The following is a 16,641-nucleotide window of genomic DNA, read 5'->3' on the forward strand; positions in this document are numbered from 1 at the left end:
TGATCCTAATTTAGTATTTAATTACTATTTCACTCTGAAATTTAAGCGCTAAAGTCGATGACTCTAGCGCTTTTTTTGAACGCCAAATCCACTAAAAAAAGAATCGGATAACCGCGTCTAAGAAAGCAATGTGAACCAACGAAAGGAAAGGTATTCATTTATGGATAGTATGAAACAGAAACAGACAATGACAACCAAACCGCCTTCAGTGATTGGAGGTGCCTGTATCGTCGCATGCATTTGCATCGGTGCTGGTATGCTTGGGCTCCCCGCTGCTGGTGCTGGGGTCTGGACCATCGGTGCTTTAATGGCTTTGCTCTTCACTATGCTCATCATGACAACCAGTGGTTGTCTATTGCTTGAAGTTCTAAAGGATTACCCGTACAGGTCGTCTTTTTCTTCCATCACTAAAGACTTGCTAGGGAAAGAGATTAATTTTCTAAATAACTTAATGATTTATTTTGTAGGGGGGATTTTACTGTACGCTTACATCACCTCATCCGGGCTGATTATTAATGAATACTTTGGCCTGGCCCCAAAACTCGCTTCTATTCTTTTTGTGCTTATATTTTCAGTATTAGTTTGGCATTCAACAAAAACGGTTGACCGTATTTCTATCGTGTTAATGCTATTTATGATCATCAGTTTTAGTTTTGGCACTGCAGGCCTTTGGTTCAACGTTAACCTTAGTACCTTGCTTGATGTTGCTCATCTAAAATTTGAGTATGCACAGTACGTGTGGGTCTTTTTTCCCATTGCTTTAACTGCATTTGGGTATCACCACAGTGTATCTACATTACGAGATTACTACCTTGAAGAAAGGCTCGCACAAAGGGCTATTGTAGGTGGAACACTTATTGCGCTTTTTATTTACACCGTTTGGTTATTAAGTATTTATGGTAATTTACCAAGATTTAGCTTCGGCCCCATTATTGCCGAAGGCGGCAATATCGATACCTTGTTGATTAGCTTAAAAGCGGTCTTGGCTGAAGAAACTTTATCAAATGTGATTAGTGCTTTTTCTGCGGCTGCCATTTTGTCGAGCTTTGTAGGGGTAGGCTTGGGTGTGTTTGATTTTTTGGCTGACCTCTTTCAATTTGATGCTACATCCAAAGGAAGAACTAAAACTTGGGCGGTTACATTTATTCCGCCGCTTATTTTTTCCCTTCTCTTTCCTTTCGGCTTTCTTACAGCCATTGGTTATGCCGCATCGGCCGCGGCTATTTGGGCGTGCATCGTACCTGCATTGTTAGCAAGGAAATCAAGGCTGCAAAGACCAGCGTTTTATAACCTTGAAGAGAGTGAAGAGGACCAGCAAAAATCGAAGCCTTACCAAGTGCCTGGAGGAGAGTTGGTGTTGATTGGTGTATTTGTTTACGGTGTGAGTATCATTATTATCAACGTATTAGTTATGTTCGAAGCACTGCCCGTTTTTGACGGAGTCTAACCTTATTAATTATTAAGTGGCACACCGTGTCACTTAATCTTCTACCCAAAAACCTTCAAATTAGGGCTAGTGACCCTCAACCTAGCAGTGACTCTGTAACGTTATATTTAATCTTTAGAGCTACCCGTATATTTTTGCTTTTTCCTGTTATGTATCACGGGGGTAAATTCGACCTAGCTATCAGCCTCACCTAACCCGCTCTAGATGCAAGCTGCGCGCTAGTTATCTACTTCAAACAAGACAGAATGATTCAACCATCTCACTTGTAACTATAAGTCATTGTTCGTAATAGACAATTGTTAGTAGAATTGCATCAACAAAAAATAGACATCAAAATTTTTATATTCAAACATATAAACTTTCTGTCAGATAGCAGTCAAGGACCTTTAGTATGGACGCACCTCAAACTTCAGAGTTATATGAATTGGCAACCTCAATAATCCCAGTTGTTAGTGGAGCCTTAATTGCTCTTGTTGGGGCTTTAGTTGGAAGCAATTACACCCATAGATTAAATTCAAACGCGAATAAACTCGCAGAGAGGCGCTCGAAGCTGGAGTTAATAGTAATTGAATGCTTTGAAATTAGTGTTTGGTTAAAGAAACAAGAGAACTATTACTTTTTTGGAAGTGACGAAACGATCGAACAATCACCCATGGCAAAAATTGCAGCTTTGAATGCGATTTATTTTGAAGAGCTGGATGAGCAAGTTAACTCACTGTCTAATGCGGAGATTTGCTACCGTTCTTTCCTTGTTGAAGGTGCAAAGCTAAAGCTAGAACAAGATTCAAATGCTCCCTCAATAGAACATTTAAATAAAACTGGAGAGGTCTATAGCAACTTAATTGCAGAGCGAGATTCTCTGGTTCAAGCAGCTCGAAAATTGATGAAAACATTGTCCGAGCCTTAAAAAACTACGCCATCCTTTACAGTAAGACATACGCATGAGCCTTTTACACTCCGGATGTATCGGTTTTCCTTCATCCCAACTCGTGACAGTCCTCACAGTTTTAAAACACAGTTCAGCAACCTCTTCCTTCGTCATTTGGCACTCTAACTCTCGAAAAATGTAATTCTTACTCATTTCGCGATACTTCAATGATAAAACCTCTAAATACAAGAGGTCGCACTGATTCAAGGAGGTTTGCACGATTGAGCATAAGCAGACAAAGTGCGCACTAAATAGGTAACCCCAGCTCTAAGCTGGGGCTAAAAAACGAAACGAATAACAACTAAGGCGCGACAGCTACGGCCTCTATTTCAATCAGGGCATTGAGAGGAAGTTTCGATACTTCGATGCAGGTTCTCGCGGGGAAAAAATTGGCGCCGTTCTTAATAAAGAAATCGTTATAAATTTCATTTACCACGGAAAAGCTTATCATATCGGTAAGGTAGACGGTTGTTTTCACTACATCTGACATGTCAGCGTCTGCATGGAGCAAAATCGCTCTCATGTTCTCTAGACACTGCACGGTTTGCTTCTCCAGACTACTTTTGACCAAAAGTCCGGTATGAGGACTCAATGGTAATTGACCTGAAGTGAAAATTAGCCCACCGGTGATGACCCCTTGAGAATATGGTCCGATCGCTTTTGGGGCTGCTTGAGTATCAATGATTTTGCGCATATTTTAATTTAACCGTGTTTGTGAATGAAACATCAACACTATCGGTTTGATTAAAAAAACACTTATTATTTAATCATAATTAAAACTGAATTTTAATACTCCCTTCCTTTCTAATCGAGCAAATGAGCTGTAAACGGTAGTTACATACTGAGCAGGACGGTGCGCTATTGATTAAGCAAGTTCATCGCAATTTAACCATTCCAATCTCCGCCTTTCAGCTTATAGCGGCTCTTCAGCCAAACGCACTTTCCCAAAGTTGCTTGACCTGCATCAGCGACTTGCTGCTTTCTCGTCCTACAACCCCCACTATTGCTCATAGTATTGGTTTTATGAGGCTGCTCTATGATATATTTCTCGGCCAAGCGTATTACAGACGAAGGCTAATAATGTCTATCAACCTTTCACTCCTTCCACCCAGTGAGAAAAATAAAATCGAACTGGATAAGCAGGCATCGTTTCTTGTATGGAAACTGAAGCAAGCGAAATGTGGCCCTGAAGCCATTGTTGAAGAAGCAATGAAGCTAGGTGATCCAGAAGAAAAGGCTTGGTTTGATCAGTCTGTTGAAAAATACAAACGAGTAATGGGTGTCGCATAAACGCAGACAAACCTTACCCAGCAAAGCTGTTGAATTGAAATGACGCAGTAATTTGCTAGAATTTGCACCGTTAATTGAATCAGAGAGAAGATCCCGATGGGAAGAAGTTTTGAAGTGCGCAAGGCCTCAATGGCGAAAACTGCAGGCGCAAAAATTAAAGTTTATTCTAAATACGGTAAAGAGATTTACGTACTGGCTAAGAACGGCAGCTCTGACCCAGACATGAACTTACCTCTTAAGCACCTGATTGCTAAAGCGAAGAAAGACCAAGTACCCGCTCACGTTATCGACAAAGCGATCGATAAAGCGAACGGCGGCGGCGGTGAAGACTTCCAACCAGCTCGTTACGAAGGTTTTGGCCCAGGTGGCACAAGCGTAATCGTTGACTGTCTAACTGACAACGGTAACCGTACTTTCCAAGACGTTCGCCAATGTTTCGTTAAAACTGGTGCGAAAATCGGTGTTGAAGGTACTGTTTCTCACATGTTCGCTCACCAAGCTGTATTCCAGTTTGCTGGTGAAGATGACGAGATCATCCTAGAAACGCTAATGATGGAAGACGTAGACGTGACTGACGTTGAGCTAGAAGACGGTGTTATCACTGTATTCGCTCCAACGACTGAGTTCTTCAAAACGAAGACTGCATTACACACTGCGTTCCCTGAGCTAACGCTAGACGTTGAGGAAATCACTTTCGTTCCTCAAACAACTACGCCAGTAGCTGAAGAAGATTCTGAGAAGTTCCAGAAGTTCTTAGACATGCTTGACGACTGTGATGACGTTCAGCAGGTTTACCACAACGCTGAGCTGTAATATCAATCAATAATTGATAGCTTTGCTCTTGTGAGTAGAATGTAGAATACAAAAAACCGAGCCTAGTGCTCGGTTTTTTTATGGGCGTAATTTAGGCATTTATCTGTGAACATAGCTTTTTTATCGTAGCTCTTTGGTGGAAGAACCTAGGTCATAGCTCCTGAACATTAGCCCTTGATCATCGTTCTGTGATCTCTGGTACGCAAAGCGTTCTCGGGCGACAAATCCATGCTGAGAGTTTTCTGATCAAAGGGAGCACGGTGAGGTTGAGCGTGATGGCACACGGCCAAGCAATCAAAAAGCTTTGCAGCCAGATTGGCGGCCATTCGTGGCTGAATCCCATTTTGTAGCCAGAAATTAACCCAGACATGATGGTCGCCATGGTCAGGGAGGATAAAATCGCGGTTACCCAAAATTGTTTGTTGTTCATACAGTGTTCTCCCGTGATTTTCTGTTGTTGATGAGATAAGGTTACATCTATCCATTAGTGAGAAAAATAGGCACATATAGAAGCATGAATTCCATATTTGGAAACATTGATGATCTGTTCTTATTCTGTGCAGTGGTTGAAGAGGGCTCTTTGCTATCGGCCTCTAAACGGCTGCAATTGCCTGTATCGACCATGTCGCGTCGGTTAACCGCATTGGAAGAGCGCCTGAATATCCGACTTTTAGAAAAGAAAGGTCGTGAGCTGGTGGCCACCAAAGACGGCGAGGCGGCCTTTGCTGCACTGAGCAGTGGCATGGAGTCTATCCATCAAGGCTTTAATAGCTTGTTGGAAGAGCGTGATGCTATCCAAGGCAAGATTAAGCTCGCAGTGCCTCATAACTTCTATAGTGGCTTTCTAGGGTCGACAGTAGAGCAATTCCTCACTCAATATCCGAACGTTCAGCTCGACCTAACCCTGAGCCAGCAACAGCTTATTCCGCAGACCGATCGTGACTTACTGATCACGTTTAAAATCTCGGATATGGAAGGCATGATTGCTCGTCCACTTTTCAAGGCCAAACACGGATTTTTCGCGAGCCAAGAATATTTGGATTCGCGTGAAACAATAGAAAAGCCGGACGATCTGGAGCTGCAAGATTGGATTAATGTCGATGATGTATTTGATATGCCGCTCTACAAATCCGATCGCTTAGAGCAGATGATCACGATTAAACCCAAGTTCATCGTCAACGATATCCATGCGGTGGCGGCCGCGGCGCAAAAAGGCTTGGGGCTTGCTTCATTGCCTTTTCGTCATGTATCCCCTGAGATGAATCTGATTCAAGTGCTCCCTGAGTATCATCGGGGTGATCGCCAAGCGTATTTAGTGTACAAAGAAAGAAAATATCAGCCAAAGGCTTTGACCCTGCTTATTGATGCACTGATTGAGAGTGTTCGATCTTTTCATAGCGATGACTTGGTCAAATAAAAGGAGAAAGAAATGAAAGTAAGTTTTATCGGGCTAGGCGTTATGGGCTTCCCAATGGCAGGCCACCTAGTCAAAGCCGGTTTTGAAGTAACGGTATTTAACCGCACTCACAGCAAAGCGCTAGACTGGGCTGATAAACACCAAGGTAAAGCGGCAGAATCTGTGGCTGAATGTGTAGCGGAAGCTGACGTAGTATTGGTTTGTGTGGGCAACGATGACGACGTGCGCAGCATGACAACCAGCGAAACAGGCGCATTGGCAGCAATGAAGCCAAACGCAATTCTTGTCGATCACACCACAACGTCGGCAGTTCTGTCTGAAGAGCTTGAAGTGGTTGCGAAGCAAGCAGGTATTCGCTTTATGGATGCACCAGTGTCTGGTGGTCAAGCGGGCGCAGAAAACGGCGTGTTAACCATCATGTGTGGTGGTGAACAAGCGCTTTTCAACGACCTTCAACCTGTATTCGAAGCTTACGGAAAATCGTCAGTTCTGATGGGTAAAGTCGGCCAAGGCCAACGCGCAAAAATGGTTAATCAGATCTGCATCGCGGGTGTATTGAACGGTTTATCTGAAGGCTTGGTACTTGCTGAAAAATCAGGTTTGGATATCCCAACTCTGGTTGATTGCCTTAAAAACGGCGCTGCGGGTTCATGGCAGATGGAAAACCGCGCGACCACAATGGCGCAAGACAAGTTCGACTTCGGTTTTGCAATTGATTGGATGATCAAAGACTTAGGTTTCTGTCTAGATGAAGCAGAGCGCCAAGGCATCCAGCTTCCACTGACTGAAAAAACCAACAACGCTTACAAGGCATTGTCTGCTGAAGGACAAGGCCGCATGGATACATCAGTATTGATGAAAGCCGTGGTTGAAGAGACGAAGAAGTAGAAGTAATAGAAGCTTCGTTTAGATAACTAAAAATAGCCGCTGATTAGCGGCTATTTTTGTTTGTGTGAACTTAGGAATGCAGTGAAAGCGTTTGTTTAAAACTCATTAAATAATATCAATTAGGATAATTCACACAAAAAAAAATGATAGAAAAACAAGTAAGGCACTGATTTAATAAACGATATTTTTTTGGTTCGGTGGTTTATAGGCATTTTTACAAACGTAATCTCAAATTAGACTTGAGGTATAGCCTTATTTTTGATGTAAATTGTAACAATTTGTGATCTATAGCGTTTTACCCTTAGAATATTGCGATTCATATCACGACATTAGCACATATTTCGGATCAATAATTTACCTCTAAAAATAACCACTTAGTAAATAAAAGAGCGTGATATGAAATATAAAAGCTTGCTACTACCTCTATCCCTAGTCATTTCAGCAACAGCAATGGCTGGAGGACACCGTGAACCTTATCAAGCCCAAACCGATTTGATTGATAAAACTTTTACTGAGCAACAGGCTCCAACAATACGAGTGGCCACATTCAATATGGCGGCCGCTCGAGTATCATCATTGACCGAAATTGCTAAAGCGATTAAAGCGCTTAATGCAGATGTTGTAGCAATTCAAGAAGTTGATGTATTAACAGACCGAAGCGGAAACGTCGATCAGCCTAAAAAGTTGGCCGAACTGACAGGGCTCAATATTGAATTTGGTCGTGCCATCGATTTTGATGGTGGCCAGTATGGTCTTGCCATAGCCTCGAAGTATCCTATCTTAAAAACTGAAGTCACCCAGCTTCCTTCAGGTAATCGTGAGCAACGTATTGTATTCGAAGCGCATATCGACGTTCCTGGCTTTAATGCACCGATAACAGTGTTCAATGCTCATTTAGATACGAAAGAAGATCCAACAATGCGAGTGGGGCAAGTTCGAGAGCTGAACGATACTGCAATTGATACACGTGGCATCAAAATTTTGCTTGGCGACATGAATGATGTTCCTGAATCTGTGACCTATCGAGAGCTTTCTCGATACTGGAACAATATTACTGACCAGAATGTCGATTTTCGCAGTTGGCCAGCCGGTAATCCTGAAATTCAAGTGGATTACGTCATGACCAGCAAAGCGCAAGTTTGGAAAATCAAAGAGATAACTGTACCGCAAAATAATACACAGTATGCTGACACTAATTGGCCTGCGGTTACAGATCACCTACCTATTGTTGTCGAAATGAAAATGCTCGAACAATAATCTATCCAGTTTAAATTTGTTTAAGTCACTACTCTATCTTAGGCTAGGTAGTGACTTATTTGTCCTACTCTACTGTTTTGAATTGCAAGCCCTATCATCCTACGGGGCTGTTATTACGGTGAGAATCTCCAAGAATAAAAAAGATCTTGGATAAGAGTTCTTACAATTCAGAGACATCCGCAAAGATTTTATATTGATGTATCAACCCCTGTTTGAAAGATAAGAAAGTCGCGAACTTAGCGGCGTACGAGCTGCCATTTAGGCGCACATAGTCAACTTGCCCCTCACACGCAACCGTATCATCGTTTACGTAGATCCCAGAAAACGTATGCGTCATTGATTCAATTGATCCAAAGAATGCTGCGTTGACCGCTTCGACAGCTGGCTTTCCTACTACTGGTGCGGCGTTCGAAAAATGAAACGACACGTCATCATGCAGTAGTGCCATTAGGGCGTGGGCATCCTTTTGGTCGACGATTTGATATAGATGTTTTGTCTGTTCGATTAATGGTGACATAGCAGTTGCTCCTTTGAATTTGAACTAATTTGGATTTGAACGAGATTAAGATTTAGCGTGATTAAATAAGTACAGGCTTATCAACAACAGTATTACGGATGCGATCAATTGCAGCGTTAATGGCTCGCCATACCACGTGATCCCAATGGAAACGCCGACGACGGTCACCACATTTCCCACTTGGCTAAAGCCCAACCCGTCAGTGATCCGTTGAAAACGAAACGTCAGTAAATAGCTGAGTGCCGATAAGCATGCCATCAGCGCAAGTACGCCAGTTCCGTTTGCAATGACCTCACCATCGATCGCATGAGTAAACGGAAGCCATACCATGCTCTGTAGTGTCAGCATGCCAGCGGCCAGAACAATTGGATTGGCAAGAGAGGGGAACGCGCGACTGCGATAGACATTGCCAGCGGCCAAAAATATGGGTACGAGTAGCGCAATGGCTAGTGCTGACCAAGGGGATGAAGTGTTCATTTGTGGTGACAAAGTCACAGAGAGTGCGGCAACGACCCCAACCATGATTCCAAGTACTTTTCGCCAGGTTAACGAGGACCCTTGAAAAGGTAAGGTGAATAACAAGGTAAAAATGGGCGACAAAGTGACGAGTACACTGAATGTACTGGTATTAAGAGATTGTAGGGCATAGGTTGACGCCAGATTAGGGATTGCGACGCCCAGTAAACCAGCCCAAAGATAATAACGGTAATGCACCAATGCCGTTCGGTTGAGCTGACCTCGCATAACCAATAACGTCATCAACAATAAAGCGGCACCTGCTATCGGTATTATCGCGACATCAACCGGTGGAATGCCAATGGTCACAGCATATTTGGCTAACGCAAAGTTTACGGCGACAAGACTGCCAATGCTGACCACGTATAGCGGAGACTGGAATTGCCGACCGATACCATTTATGTGCCTTCTTGCCGTTATCGGTTTTATCAGTGATTTCATGTCTTACTCTATTATTGAAGTCGATGAAATCAGCATAAAAGACCTAGATTGATTAGAGAATAGGCTCTACACTCTCCACACTGTATCCAAATTGGCGACAATCATGCAGTACTTAGACGCTATTCCTTATTTCCTTGCGGTCGTAAAACAATCGAGCTTTGCGGGTGCAGCGCGTGAACTGGGCGTGTCACGTTCGGCAGTCAACAAACGGGTGATCCAACTGGAGTCGAGCCTTGGAGTGCGTTTGCTGCATCGTACTACGCGCCAAGTATCGCTTACTGAATCTGGTGAGCAGTTTTATGATCACCTCACCAAAGCCAATTATTGGCTGCAAAAAGCTGAAGATGCAGCAACCAGTCAGCAAAATCAGGCAATTGGCACATTGCGGGTTAGTGCACCAATGTCTTTTGGTCGTCTGATATTGGCCCCTCTCATCCCACAATTTCTCAAACGTTATCCTCATATTCACATCGACATGACGATGGACGATGGTTACGTCGATATTGTCGAAGGAGGATATGACGTCGCGATTCGAGCTGGGGATTTAAATGACTCGAGTTTGGTGGCGAAGCGGTTAACCAGCGTCCGTAGCGTTATCTGCGCCTCGCCTACGTATTTTGATGAGAATGGTTTGTCGATCCCAACCGAGATCTGCGAACTGAGTGCACACAACGCTTTGCTCTATCGTCATACATCTGAGAGTGCCGAGTGGTTTTTTGGTCACCAAGATCAGGTGACCAGCGTTGTAGTGAAAGGCAATTACCGAGTCAACAACAGCGAAGCATTACTGTGTGCGACCATGGCAGGGCTTGGGATCGCTAGGCTTCCCGATTTTATCGCCAATGCTCCCATTCAGTCGGGGCAATTGCTGCCCTTGCTATCTAACTATCTGATGCCAGAGAAGAATGTCTATGCATTGTTTCCTGAGCGAGATCCAATGCCACTCAAACTACGATTGTTTATCGATTTCCTTGCAGCTTCGCTCAATAATCGTTAAAAGTTTATTAAGTTGATAAGAGGCTTTAGGCGTACCTAGCCTTTTATGTTTTCACTACTTGTGCTTTTTGTTCCCGCCACTCACACCCTCTCTAAACCATTCACTCCTCATAATTACCATTCGTCGCATTGATAAAACGGCACGACAAATTCTAGTTAACCTTTCAACGTCAACATTTGAAAGGGATTAGAAATCATGACTACTTCACACTCATTTAATTCAGGCTCTACCACTTCTCTGCTTAAGCGTTCATTACTGATTGCACTTGTTTCATTGTCACCCACTTTGGCGCAGGCCAACCCGAGTTCAGACGTGCTCGATATCTACAATCAAGCCGCGCAAGGCAATGAAGACTTGGTTGAGGTGGCTTACGAACGTCTGAACGACACGCTGCAACAAGACGGTGCGACACCATTGACCTTGGTTTACCTCGGAAGCACAGAAACCCTGATGGGGCGTGATGCGTTCTTACCTTGGAACAAGATGAAGTATGTGGAAAAGGGTTTGTCGACCATTGATAAATCACTGGTGCTGCTTAAAGACGAAGACCAACCGATTCATGAGCAACCTCGTGTTCAAGGGCTGCCAGATTCTTACCTAACTCGCGCCATGGCTGCTGTGACTTACACCTCTCTGCCTGACATGTTTAACCATTTCGATCGTGGTTATGACCTGTTCCTCTCGTTACTTGCGGAAGATGATTTCCAACAACAACATTTCGCTGCGACCTCGTGGATTTACCGTTACGCCATTACCGCATCGATTCGTGCTGAAGACTTCGAGCAAGCACAGGTGTGGCTTGAAAAAATGGAAAGTACCGATGCCGGAAACATCGAGACCATGACAGCGAAGGCCCTAATAGCGAAAGCCAAGTAACAGTTGCCAAAGCCAAATAACAGCTGTGAAAGCTCAATTGCGGCTTGCGATAGCTTGAGAATGGATCGGTAATAAGAGGACAACGAAATGATTGAATTTAAAGATATCGGCAAAGCATATGTCACGGGCGGTCAACGTGTTGATGCATTAAACGGGGTCGATGGACATATCCAACGTGGTGAAATGGTGGCGTTATGTGGGCCATCAGGTTCTGGCAAAAGCACACTTTTGAATATTGTTGGATTGTTGGATATGGATTACCGAGGCGAGATCAATATTGATGGAAAAGCGTATCCGACAGAGCAAATCGCCGCTGCACGTTTTCGTCGTCAGTCGTTGGGTTTTGTCTTTCAGCGCTTCAATCTGGTTCCTGTGATGACAGCGCTTGAAAACGTCGCTTACCCATTGATGTTGAACCAATGTTCGAAACAAGAACAGCAGACCAGAGCGCAAGAGATGTTAGAGCGTGTAGGGCTAGGAGATTACGTTCATCATCGCCCAGACAACTTGTCTGGAGGTCAGCAGCAACGTGTCGCGATAGCCAGAGCGCTAATCCACAACCCAAGTTTGGTGATTGCCGATGAGCCGACTGCGAGCCTAGACAGCCACACCGCCAACCTTGTGATCGACATTATGAAAGAACTCGGCCACGAAATGGGCACGACTTTTATCGTCGCAACGCACGACCCAAGAATGGCGCAGCGTTGTGACCGAGTGATTGAACTTATCGACGGTCAACTGGCGCCACAAGCTGCAACCACGGAGGCGATCTCATGGGCAAGTTAACACAAAGAATGAGCACTTTCTTGCTTCCTACCTCGGTGCGTTTGGCGTGGCTTAATTTATTAAGAAACGGTCGCCGCAGTCTGCTTTCGGTGTTGATCATCGCCATTGCCGTATTTGCGCTGATTTCGGCTGGAGGTTACGGGCTTTACACCTACGAATCTTTGAGAGAATCGACCGCGCGCGATACTGGTCATCTTACTTTGAGCACACCGGGTTATTTTGAGCAAGATGAAGACATGCCGCTGAGCAATGGTCTCGATAATGTTCAAGCGCTCACCAAGAGCATTATTGGCGACAGCGATGTGCGTGGTGTGCAGCCGCGAGTCTACTTCAGCGGTTTGGTGTCTAACGGCAGCAAATCGACCATCTTTATGGGAACGGGCGTCAATGAGCGCGAGTTCGATATGAAAGGGCCTTTCTTAGATGTGCGCAGCGGGCAGACTCTCTCGGATGTGAAATCACCAAGATACGACAGCCAAGAGCCACAAGTGATGCTGGGAACCGACTTGGCTCGTAACCTCAAAGTTGCGGTTGGTGATTGGGTTACACTGCTTGCGACTACTAGTGATGGCGCTTTGAATGCCTTTGATTTTAAGGTGCAGGGCATCTACTCGACAGGGGTGCCTGAGCTGGATAAGCGTCAACTGTATGTTCATATCACCACTGCTCAAGAGCTTTTGGCCTCAGACAAAGTCAGTACCTTGTCGGTGTTCCTATTTGAAACCAACAAGACCTCGACCGTTCAACAGCGTATCCAAACTGCTTTAGATCGAAATAGTGCTAGCCAAAACGATCAAGGTACAGAGATCGAGATCACCCCATGGCAAGATCGCGCGTTTTTCTACACCAAGGTTAAAGATCTTTACGACCGTATCTTCGGCATCATGGGCGCAGTGATGGCATTGGTGGTGTTTGTGTCGCTGTTTAACACCATGACCATGTCGGTGACTGAGCGCACTCGTGAAATTGGCACCTTGTCGGCACTGGGTAGTTACCCTTCTGAAATCGTGGCAGGCTTCTTAAAAGAGGCGGGATTGCTGGCGGTGATTGGCAGTGCGATCGGTGCGTTAGTGAGTGGTTTGGTGTCGGTGTTGCTACTGGTGGTTGATATACAAATGCCACCACCTCCGGGTCGAACCGAAGGTTACCCACTCAACATTTACTTCTCATTGGAACTGGTTGGTTACGCCACTTTAGGTGTGCTGACGATATGTTTGCTAGCTGCTTATTTCTCTGCTCGCAAAGGCGTGAATAAGCCAATCACGGAGGCGCTGGTTTATGTATAAATTTACTCGTTCACTCACTGTTTTAGGTTCTGTATTGGTTTTGGTTCTAGCATCGACACCAAGCTGGGCAGTCGATTCACAACAAGTTACTGAGATGATCGCCAAGGCAGATAGCTACCGATTAAACAGCGCACAAGCGTCTAAGGTGGTCTCATTAGTTGCTCTATACCAAGACGAACAACTGGATAAAACCCGTGAATACAACGTCTACACAAGACCAAATCGAGAGTCATTAGTGGTCTTTAAATCAGCCGTTGAGGCAGGTCAAAAGATGCTAATGATAGAAGATAACTATTGGTTGTTGATGCCTAAATCGCGCCGTCCAATTCGTATTACACCGATGCAAAAGCTATTGGGTGAAGCCTCGGTGGGCGATATCTCGACACTCACTTGGAGTGAGGATTATCAAGGCGAGTGGGTTGCCGAGCAACAAGTTGAGATGCCGACTGGCGAGACACTCGATACCCATCACCTAAAACTCGCGGCGAAAACCAAGGGTGCGAGTTATCAATCGATTGACCTGTGGTTAACGGCAGATCGTGCATTTCCAGTTAAAGCGGATCTGTATCTGCGTTCTGGAAAACTGGCGAAACAAGCTTGGTTTACTGAAGGCGTGCGTGATGGATTACCAACAGTGGTGTCGATGACCTTGCTCGATAAGATTCAGCCGAGTAAGAAAACCGTGATTGAGTATCGCGAAGTGATTGAACAAAGTTTGGAAGACAAATACTACAACCCTGCTTACTTATCGCGTAACAGCGTGTCTGGGCTGTAGGTGGACGTCATGAAAGTTTCCAATCGCCGATTCCACATAAAGTCTTCAATCGCTACTTTGCTTGCCTTGTCTTGTGTCAGTAACACGATTCAAGCGGACGATCTGAGCTTGGCGTGGGACTGGCAACTGAGTGCAGAAGCCGTTGAATCGAGAGAGTCGCCATTCAATCCTTTAGCGTCTGATAATCGTCAGTCTTTAAATGGCTTGCTGGATCTTGAGGTTGGATATGGCAATTGGCTTGGTCTGTTCGCAGTGAAAGCCAACGATATTCTAAGCAACACCCCTCAAGAACAAGACGCGAGCTTTGAGTCTGAATTTATTGTGCGTGAGTTGTTTTGGCAAGGTGGTGTTGATATGTCGAATTCATTAATCGGTGACCACTACCTCGATGTCACGCTTGGTAAGGTTCGTTTGGATTGGGGGGTGGGTTATGGCTACCGACCGTTAGACATCATCAAGCCTTACCGTCAGAACCCGGTTGGTATTGTCGCAGAAGAGGGCGCGGGTGTGGCTTCGGCGTCACTGTTCGATATGACGGGAGAATGGACACTGCTTTACAGTGATTCATCATGGACTTCTCAAGACGTAAATGAATTCGAAAAGCAGAATCAGCAACAAGGGGTTGGCTTACGTCGTTACAACCTAGTGGGCGATCATGAGTATCAGTGGGTCGCTTATTATGACGATGTACGTCACGGCTTGCTTGGAGCGAGTTTAGTGTCGGTGTTGAACCTCGCTTGGGAGTTTCATGGCTCGGTGGTCTATCAACGACAAAGCCTTGGCTACAGTCAGCCTGATTCAATGCTTAAACCGGTTTATCTTGAAGAGCAGGGCGAAGCTTATCAAGCGTTGGCAGGACTAACATGGGCCAATGACACGGGTCACAATGTGGTCTTGGAATATTGGTTTGATAGCCGCGCTTGGAGCAATTCTGAATGGCAAAGTGCAATAGAAAGTGCCGAGTCTTTGTCGGTTAATTCGATGACAGCATCACTGGCAGGGTCTTACGCGCAAGGTTATCAACACGCCAATTTGGTTCAGCACAACATCATGTTTCACTGGTCTTTGGATTCGACACATGGCTGGCTTGAAGATATTACGCCAACATTCGATGTGATGTTGTCTCCTCAAGACGGCGGTTTTATTGCGACTCAGTGGCTCAATTATCAAGCATTAGATAATGGCAATTCATCGTTGGATTTGGAACTTGCTGCACGCTTTCTAGGCGGTAAAAATGATTCTGCTTACGCCAGCTTACCCGATAGTCATATGATTCTCTTAAATATCAAAGGGCGATTTTAATGGACACTTCTTCAAACAGTCGATTTTCATGGATTAAGAGTTTCGCGTTCACCACGCTATTTTGTGTTCTTATTGCGATTACAACCCATACGATTTGGGGCGGCGGATTAACGGTTAACCTGGCAATCAGTTTTGGCTTTGGTTACAGCGCCGTGGGTTCTTCTTTCATCTTGGTGAAGTTGTTTAAGAGGACATCTCGAACGCTTGAAGTGGGTATCTCAATGGTGATCGCGATGACCTTTGGTACCTTGAACGCGCACTATTGGTTGAACGGATATTTTGGATCCAATATCTCGGACCTTAAATCTGTCGTGTTGCTCGGTGTGATTTTCTGTTCGGTTTGCTATTACTATTTCTACACACGAGAGCAACAACTGCGCGCTGATAACGAATTGGAAGTGGCCAAGCGTAGTCAGGCCGATCAAGAAAAGGTGGTGGTGCTGAGTCAGCTTAAGCAACTGCAAAGCCAAATTGAACCGCACTTCTTATTCAACACACTTGCGACCATCAATGTGTTGATAGAGAGTGATAGCGCGAAAGCCAAGTTGATGCTCGAAAAGCTCACCGACTTGTTGCGTGTGACCTTGAAAAACAGCCGCACTGAGCAATCGACCATCGCACAAGAGGTCGACTTGTTAGACGCTTATCTTAATATCCAAAAGATACGCTTGGGTGAGCGCTTAACGTTCTCGATTGAAACACACGAGATTAGTGATTTTCAGGTGATTCCACCGTTCTTGATTCAACCCTTGGTCGAGAATGCACTCACGCACGGCATTGAGCCCAAAGCGGCGGGTGGCCAAGTGAATATCCGTATTACTCAACAAGCCGAGCAGTTGAAGATTGAAGTGTCAGACAGTGGTGCAGGGTTGAAAATACCTTCTGCGAATACGGGGCATGGTGTTGGGTTAAGCAATATTCGTCAAAGAATCGAAACCCTTTATGGTGATCAGGCGAGCCTAACGATTACTGAACAAGCTGAGGGTGGGGTAGTCTCTACGATCTTGTTACCACTGACTGACGCAGCCACTTAGAATTACAGACCAGAAAGCACAGAACAGTGACGAAAAATAGACGATTTACAGTGTGAATTTAAAGGACTAAC

18 protein-coding genes and 1 pseudogene are annotated in these 16,641 nt (G+C 44.9%); 14 read left to right on the forward strand and 5 right to left on the reverse strand.

Annotated elements, in window-relative coordinates; translation table 11 throughout:
- Positions 1-160: 160 nt before the first annotated feature.
- A complete protein-coding gene (locus tag AB4180_RS09510) occupies positions 161-1,447 on the forward strand; it encodes an aromatic amino acid transporter (protein WP_102248772.1) in 1,287 nt (428 codons plus the stop codon).
- 391 nt (positions 1,448-1,838) lie between these two features.
- Positions 1,839-2,354: a hypothetical protein gene (locus AB4180_RS09515; RefSeq protein ID WP_102248773.1), complete on the forward strand. Its 516-nt coding sequence runs from the start codon at positions 1,839-1,841 to the stop codon at positions 2,352-2,354.
- Positions 2,355-2,378: 24 nt separating this feature from the next.
- On the opposite strand, the pseudogene AB4180_RS09520 reads toward AB4180_RS09515, so the two are convergent.
- Together AB4180_RS09520 and AB4180_RS09525 are read right to left on the reverse strand one after the other, a co-directional pair.
- Positions 2,379-2,543, reverse strand: a pseudogene (locus AB4180_RS09520) (regulator); the annotation flags it as partial.
- A 133-nt stretch (positions 2,544-2,676) separates the two neighbouring features.
- Positions 2,677-3,069 (reverse strand): Rid family detoxifying hydrolase, encoded by a 393-nt coding sequence (locus AB4180_RS09525; protein WP_076645019.1) that lies wholly within the window; start codon positions 3,067-3,069, stop codon positions 2,677-2,679.
- A gap of 386 nt (positions 3,070-3,455) precedes the next feature.
- Between AB4180_RS09525 and AB4180_RS09530 the strand changes: the two genes are divergently transcribed.
- The gene (locus tag AB4180_RS09530) at positions 3,456-3,665 is read left to right on the forward strand and encodes a DUF3283 family protein (protein WP_004732615.1); all 210 of its coding nucleotides are present in this window, start codon (positions 3,456-3,458) and stop codon (positions 3,663-3,665) included.
- A gap of 96 nt (positions 3,666-3,761) precedes the next feature.
- Positions 3,762-4,478: a YebC/PmpR family DNA-binding transcriptional regulator gene (locus tag AB4180_RS09535; protein WP_004732617.1), complete on the forward strand. Its 717-nt coding sequence runs from the start codon at positions 3,762-3,764 to the stop codon at positions 4,476-4,478.
- A gap of 178 nt (positions 4,479-4,656) precedes the next feature.
- On the opposite strand, the gene AB4180_RS09540 is transcribed toward AB4180_RS09535, so the two are convergent.
- Complete coding sequence (locus tag AB4180_RS09540) at positions 4,657-4,908, reverse strand: DUF2798 domain-containing protein (RefSeq protein ID WP_017084971.1); 252 nt, start codon at positions 4,906-4,908, stop codon at positions 4,657-4,659.
- Between the two features lie 84 nt (positions 4,909-4,992).
- On the opposite strand from AB4180_RS09540, the gene AB4180_RS09545 reads away from it, so the two are divergent.
- The 3 genes from AB4180_RS09545 to AB4180_RS09555 all read left to right on the forward strand — a co-directional run bounded on the left by AB4180_RS09545 (position 4,993) and on the right by AB4180_RS09555 (position 8,040).
- Positions 4,993-5,895, forward strand: a complete 903-nt coding sequence (locus AB4180_RS09545) for a LysR family transcriptional regulator (protein WP_029221917.1) — start codon at positions 4,993-4,995, stop codon at positions 5,893-5,895.
- Positions 5,896-5,907: 12 nt separating this feature from the next.
- The gene (locus AB4180_RS09550; protein ID WP_004732622.1) at positions 5,908-6,783 is read left to right on the forward strand and encodes an NAD(P)-dependent oxidoreductase; all 876 of its coding nucleotides are present in this window, start codon (positions 5,908-5,910) and stop codon (positions 6,781-6,783) included.
- A gap of 396 nt (positions 6,784-7,179) precedes the next feature.
- The gene (locus AB4180_RS09555; RefSeq protein ID WP_017082936.1) at positions 7,180-8,040 is read left to right on the forward strand and encodes an endonuclease/exonuclease/phosphatase family protein; all 861 of its coding nucleotides are present in this window, start codon (positions 7,180-7,182) and stop codon (positions 8,038-8,040) included.
- A gap of 160 nt (positions 8,041-8,200) precedes the next feature.
- Here the strand turns inward: AB4180_RS09555 and AB4180_RS09560 are convergent, their stop codons facing one another.
- Together AB4180_RS09560 and AB4180_RS09565 are read right to left on the reverse strand one after the other, a co-directional pair.
- Entirely contained in the window at positions 8,201-8,557 is a 357-nt protein-coding gene (locus tag AB4180_RS09560; RefSeq protein WP_017084974.1) for a nuclear transport factor 2 family protein, read from the reverse strand.
- Positions 8,558-8,602: 45 nt separating this feature from the next.
- On the reverse strand, positions 8,603-9,514 hold the full coding sequence (locus AB4180_RS09565) for a DMT family transporter (RefSeq protein ID WP_102248776.1): 912 nt from the start codon (positions 9,512-9,514) through the stop codon (positions 8,603-8,605).
- A 103-nt stretch (positions 9,515-9,617) separates the two neighbouring features.
- Here AB4180_RS09565 and AB4180_RS09570 point away from each other — a divergent pair, with 103 nt between their 5' ends.
- The 7 genes from AB4180_RS09570 to AB4180_RS09600 all read left to right on the forward strand — a co-directional run bounded on the left by AB4180_RS09570 (position 9,618) and on the right by AB4180_RS09600 (position 16,570).
- The gene (locus AB4180_RS09570; RefSeq protein WP_102248777.1) at positions 9,618-10,511 is read left to right on the forward strand and encodes a LysR family transcriptional regulator; all 894 of its coding nucleotides are present in this window, start codon (positions 9,618-9,620) and stop codon (positions 10,509-10,511) included.
- Positions 10,512-10,706: 195 nt separating this feature from the next.
- A complete protein-coding gene (locus tag AB4180_RS09575; protein WP_102248778.1) occupies positions 10,707-11,387 on the forward strand; it encodes a hypothetical protein in 681 nt (226 codons plus the stop codon).
- 87 nt (positions 11,388-11,474) lie between these two features.
- A complete protein-coding gene (locus AB4180_RS09580; protein ID WP_102248779.1) occupies positions 11,475-12,173 on the forward strand; it encodes an ABC transporter ATP-binding protein in 699 nt (232 codons plus the stop codon).
- Positions 12,161-13,459 carry an FtsX-like permease family protein gene (locus AB4180_RS09585; protein WP_102248780.1) on the forward strand — a complete coding sequence of 433 codons (1,299 nt, stop codon included), beginning with the start codon at positions 12,161-12,163 and terminating at the stop codon, positions 13,457-13,459. Before AB4180_RS09580 ends, AB4180_RS09585 begins: the two co-directional genes overlap by 13 nt.
- Positions 13,452-14,234 carry an outer membrane lipoprotein-sorting protein gene (locus AB4180_RS09590; RefSeq protein WP_102248781.1) on the forward strand — a complete coding sequence of 261 codons (783 nt, stop codon included), beginning with the start codon at positions 13,452-13,454 and terminating at the stop codon, positions 14,232-14,234. Before AB4180_RS09585 ends, AB4180_RS09590 begins: the two co-directional genes overlap by 8 nt.
- A gap of 9 nt (positions 14,235-14,243) precedes the next feature.
- On the forward strand, positions 14,244-15,536 hold the full coding sequence (locus tag AB4180_RS09595) for a hypothetical protein (protein WP_102248782.1): 1,293 nt from the start codon (positions 14,244-14,246) through the stop codon (positions 15,534-15,536).
- Positions 15,536-16,570: a sensor histidine kinase gene (locus tag AB4180_RS09600; RefSeq protein WP_017099491.1), complete on the forward strand. Its 1,035-nt coding sequence runs from the start codon at positions 15,536-15,538 to the stop codon at positions 16,568-16,570. Before AB4180_RS09595 ends, AB4180_RS09600 begins: the two co-directional genes overlap by 1 nt.
- Positions 16,571-16,641: the final 71 nt, after the last annotated feature.

The sequence above is a fragment of the Vibrio sp. 10N.286.49.C3 genome (assembly GCF_041469545.1).
GTDB lineage: Bacteria > Pseudomonadota > Gammaproteobacteria > Enterobacterales > Vibrionaceae > Vibrio > Vibrio tasmaniensis_A.